Source organism: Yaniella halotolerans DSM 15476, from assembly GCF_000420805.1.
GTDB lineage: Bacteria > Actinomycetota > Actinomycetes > Actinomycetales > Micrococcaceae > Yaniella > Yaniella halotolerans.
Map to the genome: position 1 here is coordinate 272,023 of NZ_ATVQ01000001.1, position 15,935 is coordinate 287,957.

Genomic DNA, 15,935 nt, shown 5'->3' on the forward strand with positions numbered 1-15,935 from the left:
TGTCCGCACAATCACCCCTCACCCCAATTTCAAGGAGACTGAGTATGGCTGAGAAGAAAACTCCTCACGCTACAGGGTCAACCACACAGGCCGGAATCCCGGCTGTCAGCGACCGCAACTCGCTAACCGTTGGACCAGATGGTCCGATCGTTCTACACGATCACCACCTGGTTGAGACCCTGCAGCACTTCAACCGCATGAACGTGCCAGAGCGTCGTCCACACGCCAAGGGCTCGGGCGCATTCGGTACCTTCACGGTCACCGAAGACGTTTCCAAATACACCAAGGCTGCAATGTTCCAGCCTGGCGTAGAAACTGAAATGCTTGCACGTTTCTCCACCGTGGCAGGCGAGCTTGGCTCACCTGACACCTGGCGCGACGTTCGTGGTTTCGCACTGAAGTTCTACACCTCCGAGGGCAACTTCGATCTCGTTGGCAATAACACCCCGATCTTCTTCGTACGCGACCCAATGAAGTTCCCACACTTCATTCGCTCCCAGAAGCGTCTGCCAGAAAACGGCCTGCGCGACAACACCATGCAGTGGGACTTCTGGTCACAGAACCCAGAGACCGCACACCAGGTCACATACCTGATGGGCCCACGCGGTTTGCCAAAAACTTGGCGCAACATGAACGGCTACGGCTCGCACACTTACATGTGGGCCAACGAAGAAGGCGAACGCTTCTGGGTCAAGTTCCACTTCCTCACCAACCAGGGTATGGAGCACCTGTCGAACGAGGAAGCCGAACGCATGGCAGGCGTGGACGCAGAGTATCACCGCCGTGATCTCTACGAAGCCATTGCTCGTGGCGACAACCCATCGTGGGATCTGTGGGTACAGGTCATGCCATACGAAGATGCTAAGACCTACCGGTACAACCCATTCGATCTGACGAAGATTTGGTCGAAGAAGGACTACCCACGCATCAAGGTCGGCACCATGGAGCTGAACCGTAACCCGGCCAACCACTTTGCTGAAATCGAGCAGGCTGCCTTCTCACCTGGCAACATGGTTCCAGGTATTGGCATGTCGCCAGACAAGATGCTGCTTGGTCGTAACTTCGCCTACGCAGACGCTCAGCGCTACCGTATTGGCACCAACTTCCAGCAGCTACCGGTCAACCGCCCGATCAACGAAGTTCACACCTACAACTTCGAAGGCAACATGTGGTTCGAACACACCGGCCACCGTCGACCATACGTACCAAACTCGTTTGGTGACTCCTGGTCCGACGAAGAAGGCGCAGTCGATGTGTCCTGGGAATCTGATGGTGACTTGGTCCGTCAGGCATACAACCTGCGTGAAGACGATAGCGACTTCATTCAGCCGAACATCCTCGTCAACGAAGTGTTCAGCCAAGAAGAACGCGATGGTCTGGTAGAAACTGTTTCCGGTGCTCTGGAAACCGTCATCGAACCAGTGCTCTCCAACGCTATCCAGTACTGGAAGAACGTTGATGAGACGATCGGTCAGCGCATCGAAGACAACGTTCGTCAGGGTGCTGTCGCAGGCGATCAGCACCCCGGTGGTGACCCACTCGATAACGAACGCTAAAGTTCACTGCTATGTGCTGTGAATAGCTAGCACAAGATTCCGGCTCCCTCACCCCGAGGGGGCCGGAATTTTTTGTGCCAACTACCCTGGATGATATGAGTCCTTTACATGACACCTCGTGGAAACCTTGGCGTCGCGCCTCCCCACTCGGCACCCAACGTCCGACAAAAGCCGATCTTGCAGCGGCCTTGCACAGTCGCCACGGTCGCGAGGATGTCTTGCCGTATCCAATCGATGAACAAAATACCGGTGCAATTCGCGTCTTAGCAGTCGGCATCAACCCCAGTCCTTGGACAGCAGCGGTCAACGCACCTTTTGCCCGGCCGGGCAATCGCTTCTGGAAATCGCTTGCCACCGCTGGCATCACCGATCATGTAGTTGATGCCGCAAGCGGTTTATCACCAACCGACGAACAGATGCTGGCAGAACTTGGCTTCGGGATCACCAACATCGTCTCCCGCCCAACGGCACGAGCTGACGAACTCAGTGCAACAGAACTTCGGGCAGGCGCCCAACAGCTGACACAACGGGTTGAGGTAATACGTCCGAACGTCGTAGCAATCCTCGGCGTCACAGCCTTCCGGACTGCATTCTCATTACCTCACGCAACGTTGGGACACCAGCGCACAGAACCGCTAAAAGATTGGCCCGAAACAGTGCAGCTGTGGGTATTACCCAATCCAAGCGGCCTCAATGCTCACGAGAATATCGCAACACATGCTGCCAAATGGCGCACGGTCTGGTCCGCTGCTGAGGAAACATAGACGAACGTGGGGCTCCGAACAGGACTGTCTTAAGTTTTTATACGCTTTGAATCTGTGATTTCGCGGTACTATAGCGACGGATAGTCTTACAAATGAAGGAAAACTTCCCATATGGTTACCGGCACGAACAATCTCATTGTTACTTTGTCCTGCAAGAACCAGCCTGGCATTGTCCATGCCATCACCGGGGCACTACTCAAGGTTGGCGCGGACATCTCTGAATCTCAGCAGTTCGATTCGCCTAACAGTGGCACCTTTTTCATGCGCGTCCAATTCGCGACTGATTCCACGGTAGAAAAAACCGAAGAGGCCATTGCCGATGTAGTCGAGCAGTTCGACATGGATGCGCGAGTCTATGACGCCGCAGCGAAGACCCGTACTCTCATCATGGTGTCCAAAGATGGTCGCACAATGAATGAGCTGTTGTTCCAACAACACTCAGGCACCCTGCCAGTGGAAGTACCGGTGATCGTTTCCAACCACCTGGATCTGCAGCCAATGGCCTACTTCTACGACGTCCCGTTCGTGCATATCCCACTGATCAAGTACGAAGATGGCACCGATAATAAGGCCGATGCTGAAAAGCGGCTGATGGAATTGGTCAATGAGTTTGATATCGAGCTGGTCGTTTTGGCCCGCTACATGCAGATCCTCTCCGACGACCTCACCCGCAAACTCGACGGCAAGGCCATCAATATTCACCACTCATTCTTGCCCTCGTTCAAAGGTGCTCGCCCGTACCACCAGGCCCACGACCGCGGTGTGAAACTCATTGGTGCAACCGCACACTATGTGACAGCAGATCTTGATGAGGGCCCGATCATCGAACAACGTGTCCAACGGGTCAACCACGCGCTCACCGCTCAAGACTTTGTACAGCGTGGCCGTGCAGTGGAAGGTGCCACCCTGGTACAAGCCGTCCAGTGGCACACGGAGCATCGCGTCCTGATGGACGGCGATCGCACCGTGATTTTCGAGTAATGCCGCTCTGACTTCACCCTGGGGTGTCAGGTAGTGACACCGAGAATCGAGAGATTTATGGTGACCGTATGGCAATTATCAAAACTGTGCTGGGCAAAACACCCCAGATCGACCCAACCGTTTTCGTCGCAGAAACAGCTGCAATTACCGGCGAAGTTACCATGAGCGAGCACTCCTCCGCATTTTATGGAGTGTCAGCTCGTGGTGATTCAGCGCCAATCAAGGTGGGCGCTCGTTCGAATCTGCAAGATAACGTTGTCCTGCACGCCGATGAAGGGTTCCCCTGCACCATCGGTGATGATGTATCGGTCGGACACGCAGCCGTAGTACACGGCGCGACCGTGGGAGATGGCGCGTTGATCGGCATGAACGCCACGGTACTCAATGGCGCAACCGTTGGTGCTGGCTCCCTGGTGGCCGCAAACTCCATGGTGCCTGAGGGCATGGAAATCCCGCCCAACTCCCTGGTCGCGGGAGTGCCGGCTAAGGTCCGTCGGGAACTCAACGCCGAGCAAGTCGCCGGACTGCGGAGCAATGCAGAAACCTACGTACGTCTAGCATCCGAACATCTCAATGCCGAAGACGTGAAATAACCTACACTTCTTCGCCTTTTGTCCCGCGAAGGACCGTAGGTTCTCTTGTATTTCGCCCAATTCATGTGAGCATAGGAATATGACACAAAAGCTCGTGATTTTGCCGGTACAAGCGGACCGAGACAACACCGCCTTCGAAAACGCCCACGCGACTACCGTTGCTACCGCAGAAGCCAATGGCTTCAGCATCGTTGACCCAGACGATGGAGAAGCAACGGCCATCATCGTGGTGCGGATGCTGGATTCAACAATTATCGATGAGACACTTGCGGCAAATCCTGGGGTCTCCTGGGTGCAACTACCATTTGCCGGTGTGGAATCCTTCTTGCCTGTGGCACGGAAGTATCCAGACGTAACGTTTACCTCGGCAAAGGGTACCTTCGCCCCACCGGTAGCCGAACACGCCCTCACCCTGACCCTGGCCCTGCTCCGTCACCTACCCGAGCGGATTCGCGCTACCAGTTGGGGAGCCTCCTACGGAACGACACTGAACGGTGCCAAAGTTGTGATCGTCGGAGCCGGTGGCATCGGGGAAGAGCTGGTCCGGCTATTTTCCACCTGGGACACCGAGATCACCGTGGTTCGACGTCGAGCAGACCCACTGCCGGGCGCTGACCGCACCATCACGTCTGACCAGTTAGACGATGTCCTGCCGCAGGCTGACGTCGTCGTCTTGGCCGCTGCTGCCACCCCGGATACTGCCCGAATGTTCGGAGCAGAACAGTTCGAGCTCATGAATGACCAGGCGGTTTTCGTCAATATCGCTCGCGGAACACTGGTCGACACGGATGCACTCGTTGAGGCCTTAGCCAAGAGGAAGATTCGCTCCGCTGGATTAGACGTGACAGACCCGGAGCCACTGCCCGATGGCCATCCTCTGTGGGATGAACCAAATTGTATTATCACCCCGCATACGGCTGACACTCCGCCCATGGTGATTCAGTTGCTAGACGAGCGCATCGTCCGAAATCTCGACCGCTTAGCTCAAGGAACGACACCTGATAAATTTGAAGGTCTGGTCGATATGCAGGTCGGCTACTAAGTATTCCCGCAGGACAACATAGATGAGGTTTTGCCCATGATGATTTCGCCGTTGCATCGGTACCTGTCTGAAATGCTGGAAAATTTGCGGCCCATGACCTCCGGTACGGTGAATCCGGTAACCGAGGTGGCCACAAATCCAGATGTGAATAAGGTGGGCATTACGATCACAACCGTCAATGGCCATCAGTATTCATCGGGCGATTCAGACCACAAATTTGCTATTCAGTCCATTGCCAAGGTTTTTGCGTACGGCTTGGCGCTCGATGATCTCGGGCCCACCGAAGTCGGCAAAAAGGTCGATGTTGAACCGTCTGGTGACCCTTTCAACGAAATCTCACTGCAGCAAGGCACGGGTCGCCCCGCAAATCCCATGATTAACGCCGGGGCCATTGCCACCGTTGGGCTCATCAAGGGCAAGGGCGGCACAGATCGTCTCAGCCGTATTTCTCGGCATATGGAGTTGGCAGCCGAGGGGTCTCTCGGTGAGTTAGAGATCAACCGCACCGTCTATCACGCGGAAAATATTGGCGGTCACCGTAACCGAGCCTTGGCGTGGTTACTGCGCTCTTTCGAAATTATCGATTCCGATCCCGAACCCGTAGTTCAAGACTATTTCTTAGAATGTTCGACCGACGTCACCACCGAAAATCTTTCGATGATGGCTGCAACCCTCGCCAATAAAGGGGTCAATCCGGTAACCGGGCGTGAAGTGTTCAGCGAAGAAACAACGCGCCAAATCTTGGGCGTCATGATGACCTGCGGCATGTATGACGCCGCCGGTAACTGGATGATCGATATCGGTTTGCCGGCGAAATCTGGTGTCGACGGGGGCATCATGGTCGTGGTGCCCGGGCAATTGGGCATCGGCGTGTATTCGGCACCTCTGGACGATCACGGTAACTCTGTACGCGGTGCCGCGGCGATCCGTCGAGTAACCCGTGACCTTGGGATGCACTATGCAGATGCTGCACCACTTGGTGGGTCAACACTGCGCGCGCATTACTCGCTCTCCGATGCATCATTGGGCGTCGTTCGCTCAACGGAACTTTCCCGTATTACATGGCAGTTTGGGGATCGTTGTCAGATCCTCGAAGTCTCGGGAGACCTCGGTTTCGCCGAAACGGAAACCCTGGCCCGCACCATTGTGGAGATGGATGACGACGTCTCGATGGTCATCATCGATTTCCAGGGCGTAGATGACTACGGTCGCGCCGCTATTTTGATGTTGGCTTCGTTGACTTCAAACTGGCGAGAAAGCGGTAAGGATATTATCTTTATCGACTGGGGCGAGTCTCTGGTCGAAAGTATTCTGGACTATCTGAGCGTTCGTGATGACCTGTATCTGCCGGATCCTCGCGAGAAAGCGAAAGCAGCATCAGCGGGCCAAATTGATCTACCGTGGGATGCTGAATCCATCGAACAGGAAATTACCGGTGAATTTCGGTTGTTCGATAACCGTTCTGCTGCGCTGGAATGGGCTGAACTACGCTTAGCGCAACGCTATGCTCGTCAGATCCTGCAAACCGACGACGCGCCTCGTGACCCAGATACCGCTCCGGTCTTCGACTTCCTGGATGATCGTGACGTGGATGTCTTGGCCGGGTACATGGAACTGCGCAGTTATACCGCAAACACTGTCATTCGCCGGGTTGGTCAACCCTTCGGCGGTATTTATTTCGTGCGCTCAGGCCGTGTTGAATTGGCAGCTGAAGGTCGTGGCGATGCACGGTATCGCCACGTCTACCTCTCCCCCGGCACAACCTTCGGTGAATTTGCGCTGAGCTACACCGGCCGACAATTGACCACTATTCGTGCCGTCGACGACGTCGAAGTCTTGGTCTTATCTGCCCGAAAGATCGCGGCCATCGAAAAATCGAACCCACAGTTGGCCATCCGGTTGTGGACCGCTATTGCACGCGAGGCGTACACGGTACTGGAACAGTCCTCACGTGAGGCCGGTGCGCGTGAAGACTACGATCCCGAACAGCACGACTAACAACAGCTCCGCTTCGAGACCAGGTGCGTTTACTGTGCACTATTTCGTGCTAAAAGTTCCAGGACTCGCTCGCCCGGCCACTGGCGCAAAAATTTCCGGTAGCTTGCCAATCGATCCGCGAGTTCACGATGGAATGCATCTGGTTTCAAATAAGACTCGTATGGGTGCGGGACCGGACTGGTCCGATGGTGTTCGTTGATGCCGTGCGCCCCCGAGGCATAGACGCGCTGCTGTTCTTCCCAGTCAGCAGCCCCTCCGGGGATATCAGGCAATTGCAGAACCAAGCCGAGCACCAGACCAGTACGGTCTCGGCCAGCTGTGCAGTGTAAAACGGTGCCACCGTCCTGCCAGGCATCAAGCACCGTAGAGATTGCGGTGGCAACCCGATCCCCGAAGGTGTCCATGGTGTCCTGGTAGGCGTCCGGGTGCATGGGGTATGGAGAATTGCGTTCCCAAAATGACTCATGGTCAATGTCTTCGACGGGCCAGTGAATTCGGCGAATCTCACCGGGCATCTCAACTACAGGGTCTCGTTCTCGGCGTTTCACCTCGGGAGGAGTCCGCACGTCAACAACAGTCGTCACACCGTCCTCGACCATTTGTTGCCAACCGTCAGCATCGACCCATTCGAATCTGCCCATCCGCCACAAGTCTTGTCTGACCTGCCACGCGTTGCGAGCCCCGGACCAGTTTGCTGGATGAAGATACTGCACTGTTGAAGAGACCATGTTGTATAGACTAGGCGATGTGACTACCTATCCTGTTCCAGAAAAAGTTTCCGATATCTTCGACCCAAGCGTCTGGCGAGAAGTCCAGGGCTTCGATTTCGAAGACATTACCTACCACCGCCACGTTGAGCGCGATGCAGACGGCAAGTGGGTGCGCGACCTCGGTACCGTCCGAATCGCGTTCGACCGCCCAGAAGTACGCAATGCATTCCGTCCGGCCACCGTGGATGAGCTCTTCCGAGCCCTCGATCATGCTCGGATGACCTCAGATGTCGGAACTGTTCTGCTCACCGGCAATGGGCCGTCTGCCAAGGACGGCGGACATTCCTTCTGTTCGGGTGGGGACCAGCGGATTCGTGGTCGCGACGGTTACCGGTATGCCGAAGGTGAGACCGCAGAGTCTGTTGACCCAGCCCGTGCCGGGCGTCTCCACATCCTAGAAGTTCAGCGTCTGATGCGTACCAGCCCGAAAGTCGTGGTGGCGGTAGTCAACGGATGGGCAGCTGGCGGTGGCCACTCGCTTCACGTGGTCGCGGATCTGACACTCGCGTCAAAACAGCACGGGAAATTCAAACAGACCGATGCAACCGTTGGTTCATTTGATGCCGGCTACGGTTCCGCCCTACTGGCACGTCACGTTGGCCAAAAACGTGCCCGCGAAATCTTCTTCACCGCACGGGAATACTCGGCAGATCAGATGCTTCAGATGGGCGCGATCAACGAATCCGTAGAGCACGAAGACCTCGAAAACGTGGCACTTCAATATGCTGCCGATATCAACGCCCAGTCGCCGCAGGCCATTCGCATGCTGAAGTATGCGTTCAACCTTGCTGACGACGGTATGGCCGGCCAGCAAGTCTTCGCCGGTGAAGCCACCCGTATGGGATACATGACCGACGAGGCCGTTGAAGGTCGCGACGCTTTCCTCGAAAAACGCGATCCAGACTGGTCAAACTACCCGTACTACTTCTAATGGACGTATACGAAGCTCTCGCCTCCGGGACACCATTCGAGGCGACCGCTAAGGGCGTCATCGAGCGCCGCGACATTACGGACCCGAACCGTGGACACCGTGATGCTGTCGCCGTCGTGCGGACATCTGGTTCTACCGGGACGCCGAAACAAACACTCCTGACTGCATCGGCACTATCGGCTTCAGCCCAGGCCACCGCTGAGCGCATTGGCGGACAAGGCCAGTGGGTGTTGGCGGTCGGAACCCAGTATGTGGCGGGCCTTGCCGTCGTCTCTCGTTCGGTGCATGCCGGAACGCAGCCCGTCGTCATTGATCCCGGCTTTCGCCCCGACGAGTTTATTGCCGCAACCCGTCAGCTGAAGCATGAGTTTACTGCAGTCTCACTGGTCCCCACACAGTTGACTCGCTTGTTGGAGCACCAGGACGCACTTGCCGCTCTGCAATCGTATTCGGCAATTCTGGTGGGCGGTTCGGCGATACCTGACAGCATCATGCAGGCCAAGCAACGCTATGACCTGAACCTGTACACCACTTACGGGATGTCCGAAACCTGTGGAGGTTGTGTCTATAACGGCACTCCCCTGCCCGGTATGACCGTGGATACGGTTGAACACAACGGGGTCCAGCGCCTCCGCCTGACCGGCCCTATGGTCGCGGCTGGGTACTTCGATGATCCGCAACTGACGGCCACCCATTTTCACAACGGTTCGTATCTCACCGACGATTACGGGGCCGTTGGTGACGTCGTGCAAGTCCATGGTCGCCTCGACGACGTGATCAACACCGGCGGTATCAAAGTCTCAGCCGCGAAAGTACAACAGGTACTTCAGCGTTGGGTTCCGGAAGCATTCGTAACCGGTATTGACGACAGTCACTGGGGTCAGCGAGTGTGCGCAGTCATCACGGGCACAACCGACCAGCACATCCTGGCCGATACGGTTCGCCAAGAACTGGGTGCACCCGCCGTCCCAAAAACCTGGCTAAGGGTTGACGCCTTGCCGATGTTAGAGAACGGCAAACCGGATCGTCTGACACTCACTCATTGGTTAGTAAAGGAATAGAGATTGGCATCGTTTTCACAGTGGGTGGCAGCCGCCCGACTACGTACACTTCCTATGGCAATTGCGCCCGTGGTGGTCGGTTCGGCAGCTGCAGCAGAGCTTGAAGGCTTTCATCTTGGCAAAGCGCTCCTCGCCCTGATCGTTGCCCTGGCGCTACAGATCGGCGTCAACTACTCCAATGATTACTCGGATGGGATCCGTGGCACCGACGACGACCGCGTCGGTCCTTTCCGCATGACAGGGTCGGGAGCCTCAACACCAAAAACTGTTCGTAATATGGCGTTCGCGTTTTTCGGTGCCGCCGCCGTGGCCGGTCTTGGCCTAGTCATATGGTCGCAGCTCTGGTGGCTCATCATCGTCGGTGTGGCTGCCATTATCGCCGCCTGGTTCTACACTGGCGGTTCGAAGCCCTATGGGTATCTGGGGCTGGGCGAAGTGTTTGTGTTTGTCTTCTTCGGACTCGTTGCCGTATTAGGTACCACCTACACCCAAGCCGGAGAAGTGTCGGGTCAAGCCTGGGCCGGTGCGGTGGGCTCAGGTCTTGTCTCAACGGCCCTGCTCATGGCTAATAACGTGCGTGACATCCCCACGGATATCGAAGCAGGCAAGTTGACGTTGGCCGTGCGTCTCGGCGATACGGCCGCTCGCTGGTCCTATCCGATCATGCTAACCGTGGCCGTTGCTGCGCCACTGTTTTTCGTGCCGCAGCAACCCTGGTTGTGGCTGATGCTCTTACTACTGGTCGTCTCGCTTCGTCCATCGATGATCATGCTGGAAGCAAAAGAACGCGGTGAGCTGATTCCGGTGTTGAAAATGACCGGCCTATTTGGTGTCCTCTACGCCATTTTGTTCACCCTTGGTCTCTTGCTGTAGGTCTTGCGCATCCGCAAACCGGCCTTCGGTATAGGCGTCCTCTGCGTCGGCGTCGTCGACGGCAGTCTTATTGCGTTTGCGTGAATCCAGGGCTCGGACGAGGTCTTCGGACGCGTCTTTTCGCAGTTTTGGTGTAAACAGGTAGGTTAGGGCAAAACCGGTAACGAGTCCGACCACCACCGCAAATATCAGGGATTGGGTAAAGAGAAGGGTAACAAAAAATCCGAGACCGAACAGGATGAACCGCAGCGCGGTATAGAGCCAAAATTTCATGTTGTCTCCGTTCTGGCAAGGTGTGCGTTATAGCTAGCAAGTTCGTAAGATGGAAGGTATGCCACGATTGTTAATTCCCCTGATCATCGTTTCACTCGGCGTCATGATTTATGCGCTGATCGAAGCGATTTCCACGCCATCTGATCGCACCCGCATTATGCCCAAGGGCATCTGGATTGTGGTCATTGTTCTTGTTCCACTCGTTGGTGGTGTGCTGTGGCTGTTATTCGGTAACGAAAACTCATATCTCGCTTCAACTGTGCGGGGTTTCCGGAAGACCTCTGGGCCACCCCGTCCGTCCACCCCAGACGACGACGAAGAATTCTTACGTTCACTCGATATTCAGCGGAACCAGAAGCGGCGGGCCGAAGAACTCGAGCGGCGTGAGCGTGAACTTCGTCGTCGTGAGGAAGAACTTGAGGACGATTCAGACGAGGATCAGAATCCTGCGTAAGAGTGGAGTGACGGGAAGTACAGGTTGACGATCGTGTAGTTGAACACTATCGCGAGGAAGCCGGTGATGTTCAACCAAGCCGAACGGGTGCCTGTCCAACCGCGGGTGGCACGCGCGTGCAGGTAGCCGGCGTAGATCACCCAGATGACGAAGGTCCAAACCTCTTTAGCATCCCAGTTCCAGTAGCGTCCCCATGCCTGTTCTGCCCAGATGGCGCCAGCGATCAGAGTGAACGTCCACATCACAAATGCGACGGCGTTAAGGCGATAAGACCAGTTTTCTAGTGCTGAGGACGAGGGTACTAGGCGCATGAATCCGTTGATGGGTCCCTGCTTTTCGGCGCGCTGTTTGAATAGCTGCAGCACGGACATCGAAAAGGTCAGCGCGAAAATTCCCATAGCGACGACGGCCACGGAGACGTGGGTGATCAGCCACCAGGATTGTAGCGCTGGTTGGACGTTCCCGACGGGTGTTGGGAACCCGATGGTCGCACCCATCATCATGAGCAGCACGACGCCAGTCACGAAGGTTCCTACGAACCGCAGGTCTTTGCGCAACAGGAACAGCAAGTAGACCACGGTGATGACCAGTGCGCCGGAGGTCATGAATTCATAGAGGTTGCCCCATGGTGCGCGTGATGCTGCCACCGCACGAGCAACGACGGCGAAAGCGTGGGCCAACGCGGCGACGATCATAATGGCGACACCGATATTGGCCGCTGGGCGTTTGATGCTGTCGGTGTATTCCATGTCGTCGGAGACCAGTTGTTTGCGCTCGACGGGTTCAGTGGTCGATGGACCGGAGGCACCGACGAGTTCTTTGGTCTTGACGGTTTCGAGTTCGTTCTCTAATTTTCTGATCGACCGGGATGCGGATGCCATATCCCAGGAGAAAAAGAAGAATGAAACCAAATAGATCAATGCTGCAATGAGCATGAACAGTTCGCTGTACTGGGCCAGCGTTTCATTAATGGGTGTCATTTGTCCTCCGAAGTGTCTGGCGGAATAACCGGCCAGGTGTGATCAAACGATTGGCGAAGCTTAATGTTTTCCTCGCGCAGACCAAAGGTCTCACCGCGAGCGAGGAGCCCGTATTCGATGACGGTATGGCCATCTTGTTCGGTAGCTTTTACCCAGGCGCGGCGTCGACGAACATACAGCGAAATGACCAGCGCAACCAACGCAAGGGTTGAGAAGAAGCCTACGCCCCATTTGGATGGGTCATAGTGCAGATCGAGGCCAACATAACGATCCCAACCGTCAAAGCTAATCGTACCCATGCCATCGGGCAGCTCATAGCTGTCCCCTACACCGAGCGTGATACCGCCGTTTTCGTTGTTGCGGGAATTCATCTCGGTCATGCCATCGGTATCCAACACGTACACATTTTGTGGTGTGCCGTCGTCGAGTCCCAAATCGCCGTGGTAGGAGTTCAAGATCAGTTCGGGGTTATAAGCATCCGGGTCGATTGAAACCGCCACACCATCGTCGCCGGTATAGGAGGTCGGTAAGAACAGGCCAACAAATCCGAGCTGTTCTGGTTGGGCGTCAGGAACCTTCAGGACCACCAGCGAACTGTTGGTGTTGGGATCTTGAATCTGGGCGATGACCGGTCCCGAGTAGGCCACGTCACCTTCTCCGTCGGTCACCGTGATATTTGGTGCGTAGCCGTTGCCCACCAAAAAGACGCGGACGCCGTCGACGGTCAGCGGATCGTTGACCTTGATGGTGTCTTGGTAGGTTGCTTCACCCGGTCCCGGGGTCACCTGCATAGTTGCTGTGTAGTCCAGGGCCTGGCCAAAGTGGGTTTCCGAATCACGGTCAAAGACCACGTCGAAGTCTTCTAACTGTAAGCCGAATGGCGCAAGACGTTCTTCGGAGAATGCGGTGCCGGGGGTAAAGGAGTCGTATGAGACCAGGTTGTTGGTAAATCCTTGGCCTTCGACGATGATCTTCTGGCCTTCATATTTGTAGAGGCCACCAATTCCCATGAACACGATGACACCAAGTAGTCCGAAATGGAACAAAATGTTGCCGATTTCTCGGACATAACCGCGTTCGGCACCAACAGAACCATCACGCAGCTCCGTGCGATAACCGGATTTTTTCAGCAACTTCTCTGCATCGACCAGGGCCTCTTGTGGCGAGGGTCCATGAGATTCGAGAATGAGCTGCCCGTATTCCGGCAGGCGCTTGAGATTCCGCGGAGTACGAGCCGGTGGTTGGCGCAGGGTTTTGAGATGCTGTTTACCGCGCGGCCAGAGACATCCGACCAGCGAGACAAAGAGCAGCAGGTAAATCGCTGAGAACCACACCGACGAATAGACGTCGAACATTCCCAGGAAATCCAGGATCGGTCCGATCGTCGGGTTGTCGTCGATCCAGGTTTCAACTACGTCAGCACCCGCGCGGCGCTGTGGAAATAAGGAGCCTGGTACGGCAGCAACGGCCAGCAACAGCAGCAGCATCAAAGCCGTGCGCATACTGGTGAGTTGTGTCCAGAAGAACCGCATGGTGCCGCGGAAACCTAGAGCAGGCAGGTTGGGCTGTGTTTTACTCAAATTGGTAGTGTCACCTCATTGGCGAACCAGCCTTGCAGCTGATTGGTCCAGTCGGTCCACAAGCCGGTAGCCATAGCCAACCCGAGCAGTATCAACAGGATGCCACCGGCCCGCATGATAAACAGTCGGTGCTTGCGGAAGAACGCTAGCCGTTTCATCCCGCGGGAGAAACCTAAAGCCAGCAAAATAAATGGAAGACCCAAGCCTAACGAGTAAACCACGGCCAAAATGCCACCTCGCCACAGGTTATCGGACCCAGCTGTGGACATGGCGATCACGGCCGCCATGGTAGGACCAATACAGGGCGCCCAGCCGAGCCCGAAAATCATCCCGAGCACGGGCGCGCCCCACAGTCCCGCTGTGGGTTGGTAGCCAATTTTTCTGTCACGCTGAAAGAACGACAGTCCGCCCATGAACACGATGCCCATGATGATGACGACACCGCCTAACACTTGAGTGAGCCACTGGCCGTCTCCTTTGAGCCAGATAAACGCGCGACTCAAAAGCAATCCGGCGGTAACAAAGACGGCGGTAAAACCCAACACAAAGAGGGAGGTCCCGAACAGCATCCGGCCGCGCTTGGTATCTTCTACGCTGGCTCCGGAGAGTCCGGAGACGTAGCCGAGATAGCCGGGTGCAAGCGGGAGCACGCACGGCGATAAAAAGGAGACGAGTCCGGCTAGGGCCGCAACGGGCAGCGCCAACCACATTGACCCGTCTAAGGCGATCTCGGCGAATGGATTATTCATTCATCCACCACACCAGCGAGCAATGATTTTAGTGTTGATTGCTCAACGGCTCCGAGTACACGTGCGGCAACCCGGCCTTGATCATCCAAGACCAGGGTGGTTGGTACAGCTTGTGGTGGTACATAGTCTGTGAACTCAAGCAGGACTTGACCGTCCCGTCCTTCAATGGAGGGGTATTCGATTTCAAAGTTTCGTTCAAAGGCTGCGGCAGTCTCGGCACCGTCACGGACATTCACGCCCACAAATGTGACATCGTCTTCGAATTCGGCGTTGAGCTCTGCCAAATGCGGTGCCTCAACTCGACACGGGGCACACGAGGCGTACCAGAAATTGACCAGTGTTGGTCCTTCGAGAGACTCGCCACTGATGGTCTGCCCGTCGAAGGTTTCACCCGAAAATTCTACGGGTTCCCCGCGTTCGTTCTGCGCGATTTCCATGACTGAGCCATCACCGGCAATGTAATTCTTGCCCTCCGAATTGCCCGCCTGAGCGGCCAATGGGTCATCCCCCGAACACGCTGTCAGCAGTCCGGCCCCCGCTATGGCTAGGCCGATCAGTGCGCGTGATGTCTTGTTCCCCACGAGTTCTCCCTTTCAAATACCGGGCTAGAGTATAGTTCCGGTAACTGAGTAGATCCTGAGTATTTAGGCGCCTGGCAGGGCAGCTGCTTGTTTACTCAAATGTTCAACCGGCTCACTGTAATGCACGGTTGGCACGCGTTGGCCCGGCGAAAATTCGAAACTGGTGACCGAGGCCAATGAGCATTTTCGGTACCGCGGATCGTGTGCGAGAGGTTTGGCCTCCGCGGAGAGCCGCGTGACCCAAATCGGCAGTTGATGCGACACGACGACAGCGGAAGCCCCCGGGCCGTGAGTCAGCATAAGTTCATCTCGTAGATCCTGAATCGCGCCAGCCATACGAGCTGCTTGCTGGACATAGGGTTCGCCCCACGATGGACGCCACGGGTTGAGAATCAGCGGCCAGAGTTTGGGGTTACGCAATTGACGACGCATATCGGATAGCCCTTGAAACTTATTGCCGGCCTCAATGACGCGTTGCTCGGTTCGAACCTCGAGTTCAAATTTCTTGGCCAACGGTGCGGTCGTTTCCTGCGCTCGCTGTAGCGGCGACGACACCAAGATGTCTGGCGCTGACTGCCATCCGTCAGCGAGCTCCTGTGCCATCTGGAGTCCCAGTGAAGAAAGCCCGAACCCGGGCAGTCGACCATAGAGCACCTTGTCGGGGTTGAATACTTCGCCGTGGCGAACCAAGTGAACGCTAACTGTCATAAACCACATTTTGACACAGAGTTCATCTGGGCGATGACTCC

Annotated in this window: 17 protein-coding genes; 10 read left to right on the plus strand and 7 right to left on the minus strand. The window is 56.0% G+C overall.

Features of this window, described 5'->3' with window-relative positions; translation table 11 throughout:
• Positions 1–44: 44 nt before the first annotated feature.
• The 6 genes from G583_RS0101320 (at position 45) to glsA (ending at position 6,934) form a co-directional block, all read left to right on the plus strand.
• Positions 45–1,556 carry a catalase gene (locus tag G583_RS0101320; RefSeq protein ID WP_022869390.1) on the plus strand — a complete coding sequence of 504 codons (1,512 nt, stop codon included), beginning with the start codon at positions 45–47 and terminating at the stop codon, positions 1,554–1,556.
• A 95-nt stretch (positions 1,557–1,651) separates the two neighbouring features.
• Complete coding sequence (locus G583_RS0101325; protein WP_022869391.1) at positions 1,652–2,320, plus strand: mismatch-specific DNA-glycosylase; 669 nt, start codon at positions 1,652–1,654, stop codon at positions 2,318–2,320.
• Positions 2,321–2,431: 111 nt separating this feature from the next.
• Positions 2,432–3,301: a formyltetrahydrofolate deformylase gene (gene purU, locus G583_RS0101330; RefSeq protein WP_022869392.1), complete on the plus strand. Its 870-nt coding sequence runs from the start codon at positions 2,432–2,434 to the stop codon at positions 3,299–3,301.
• 68 nt (positions 3,302–3,369) lie between these two features.
• Positions 3,370–3,894 carry a gamma carbonic anhydrase family protein gene (locus tag G583_RS0101335; protein ID WP_022869393.1) on the plus strand — a complete coding sequence of 175 codons (525 nt, stop codon included), beginning with the start codon at positions 3,370–3,372 and terminating at the stop codon, positions 3,892–3,894.
• A gap of 79 nt (positions 3,895–3,973) precedes the next feature.
• Complete coding sequence (locus G583_RS0101340; RefSeq protein ID WP_022869394.1) at positions 3,974–4,936, plus strand: NAD(P)-dependent oxidoreductase; 963 nt, start codon at positions 3,974–3,976, stop codon at positions 4,934–4,936.
• A gap of 36 nt (positions 4,937–4,972) precedes the next feature.
• Positions 4,973–6,934, plus strand: coding sequence for a glutaminase A (glsA, locus tag G583_RS13480; RefSeq protein WP_022869395.1), 1,962 nt, complete (start codon positions 4,973–4,975; stop codon positions 6,932–6,934).
• A gap of 29 nt (positions 6,935–6,963) precedes the next feature.
• Here glsA and G583_RS13485 read toward each other — a convergent pair whose 3' ends face one another.
• Entirely contained in the window at positions 6,964–7,662 is a 699-nt protein-coding gene (locus tag G583_RS13485; RefSeq protein ID WP_022869396.1) for a tyrosine-protein phosphatase, read from the minus strand.
• Between G583_RS13485 and G583_RS0101355 the strand changes: the two genes are divergently transcribed.
• From G583_RS0101355 to G583_RS0101365, 3 genes are read left to right on the plus strand one after another with little or no spacing between them, the layout of a single operon-like run.
• Positions 7,661–8,635 (plus strand): 1,4-dihydroxy-2-naphthoyl-CoA synthase, encoded by a 975-nt coding sequence (locus tag G583_RS0101355; protein WP_022869397.1) that lies wholly within the window; start codon positions 7,661–7,663, stop codon positions 8,633–8,635. The genes G583_RS13485 and G583_RS0101355 overlap by 2 nt on opposite strands.
• Positions 8,635–9,696 (plus strand): AMP-binding protein, encoded by a 1,062-nt coding sequence (locus G583_RS0101360; RefSeq protein ID WP_022869398.1) that lies wholly within the window; start codon positions 8,635–8,637, stop codon positions 9,694–9,696. The genes G583_RS0101355 and G583_RS0101360 overlap by 1 nt, the downstream gene beginning before the upstream one ends.
• A 3-nt stretch (positions 9,697–9,699) precedes the next feature.
• Positions 9,700–10,569, plus strand: coding sequence for a 1,4-dihydroxy-2-naphthoate polyprenyltransferase (locus G583_RS0101365; RefSeq protein ID WP_022869399.1), 870 nt, complete (start codon positions 9,700–9,702; stop codon positions 10,567–10,569).
• Here the strand turns inward: G583_RS0101365 and G583_RS0101370 are convergent.
• Entirely contained in the window at positions 10,519–10,842 is a 324-nt protein-coding gene (locus G583_RS0101370; protein WP_022869400.1) for a DUF4229 domain-containing protein, read from the minus strand. The genes G583_RS0101365 and G583_RS0101370 overlap by 51 nt on opposite strands.
• 58 nt (positions 10,843–10,900) lie before the next feature.
• Between G583_RS0101370 and G583_RS0101375 the strand changes: the two genes are divergently transcribed.
• Entirely contained in the window at positions 10,901–11,296 is a 396-nt protein-coding gene (locus G583_RS0101375) for a PLDc N-terminal domain-containing protein (protein WP_029629161.1), read from the plus strand.
• On the opposite strand, the gene ccsB is transcribed toward G583_RS0101375, so the two are convergent.
• The 5 genes from ccsB to G583_RS0101400 all read right to left on the minus strand — a co-directional run bounded on the left by ccsB (position 11,281) and on the right by G583_RS0101400 (position 15,894).
• A complete protein-coding gene (ccsB, locus tag G583_RS0101380; RefSeq protein ID WP_022869402.1) occupies positions 11,281–12,276 on the minus strand; it encodes a c-type cytochrome biogenesis protein CcsB in 996 nt (331 codons plus the stop codon). The genes G583_RS0101375 and ccsB overlap by 16 nt on opposite strands.
• Positions 12,273–13,856 (minus strand): cytochrome c biogenesis protein ResB, encoded by a 1,584-nt coding sequence (gene resB, locus G583_RS13490; RefSeq protein ID WP_022869403.1) that lies wholly within the window; start codon positions 13,854–13,856, stop codon positions 12,273–12,275. The genes ccsB and resB overlap by 4 nt, the downstream gene beginning before the upstream one ends.
• On the minus strand, positions 13,853–14,605 hold the full coding sequence (locus G583_RS0101390) for a cytochrome c biogenesis CcdA family protein (protein WP_022869404.1): 753 nt from the start codon (positions 14,603–14,605) through the stop codon (positions 13,853–13,855). The genes resB and G583_RS0101390 overlap by 4 nt, the downstream gene beginning before the upstream one ends.
• On the minus strand, positions 14,602–15,186 hold the full coding sequence (locus tag G583_RS0101395; RefSeq protein ID WP_022869405.1) for a TlpA family protein disulfide reductase: 585 nt from the start codon (positions 15,184–15,186) through the stop codon (positions 14,602–14,604). Before G583_RS0101395 ends, G583_RS0101390 begins: the two co-directional genes overlap by 4 nt.
• A 63-nt stretch (positions 15,187–15,249) precedes the next feature.
• Positions 15,250–15,894, minus strand: a complete 645-nt coding sequence (locus G583_RS0101400) for a histidine phosphatase family protein (protein WP_022869406.1) — start codon at positions 15,892–15,894, stop codon at positions 15,250–15,252.
• Positions 15,895–15,935 lie beyond the last annotated feature (41 nt).

Coding starts and splice junctions, on each gene's coding strand:
- G583_RS0101355 (WP_022869397.1), top strand. CDS start 7,661: ATGTTGTATAGACTAGGCGATGTGACTACCTATCCTGTTCCAGAAAAA.
- G583_RS0101390 (WP_022869404.1), bottom strand. CDS start 14,605: ATGAATAATCCATTCGCCGAGATCGCCTTAGACGGGTCAATGTGGTTG.
- glsA (WP_022869395.1), top strand. CDS start 4,973: ATGATGATTTCGCCGTTGCATCGGTACCTGTCTGAAATGCTGGAAAAT.
- G583_RS0101325 (WP_022869391.1), top strand. CDS start 1,652: ATGAGTCCTTTACATGACACCTCGTGGAAACCTTGGCGTCGCGCCTCC.
- G583_RS0101370 (WP_022869400.1), bottom strand. CDS start 10,842: ATGAAATTTTGGCTCTATACCGCGCTGCGGTTCATCCTGTTCGGTCTC.
- ccsB (WP_022869402.1), bottom strand. CDS start 12,276: ATGACACCCATTAATGAAACGCTGGCCCAGTACAGCGAACTGTTCATG.
- G583_RS0101335 (WP_022869393.1), top strand. CDS start 3,370: ATGGCAATTATCAAAACTGTGCTGGGCAAAACACCCCAGATCGACCCA.
- G583_RS0101360 (WP_022869398.1), top strand. CDS start 8,635: ATGGACGTATACGAAGCTCTCGCCTCCGGGACACCATTCGAGGCGACC.
- G583_RS0101340 (WP_022869394.1), top strand. CDS start 3,974: ATGACACAAAAGCTCGTGATTTTGCCGGTACAAGCGGACCGAGACAAC.
- G583_RS0101375 (WP_029629161.1), top strand. CDS start 10,901: ATGCCACGATTGTTAATTCCCCTGATCATCGTTTCACTCGGCGTCATG.
- G583_RS0101400 (WP_022869406.1), bottom strand. CDS start 15,894: ATGACAGTTAGCGTTCACTTGGTTCGCCACGGCGAAGTATTCAACCCC.
- G583_RS0101320 (WP_022869390.1), top strand. CDS start 45: ATGGCTGAGAAGAAAACTCCTCACGCTACAGGGTCAACCACACAGGCC.
- purU (WP_022869392.1), top strand. CDS start 2,432: ATGGTTACCGGCACGAACAATCTCATTGTTACTTTGTCCTGCAAGAAC.
- G583_RS13485 (WP_022869396.1), bottom strand. CDS start 7,662: ATGGTCTCTTCAACAGTGCAGTATCTTCATCCAGCAAACTGGTCCGGG.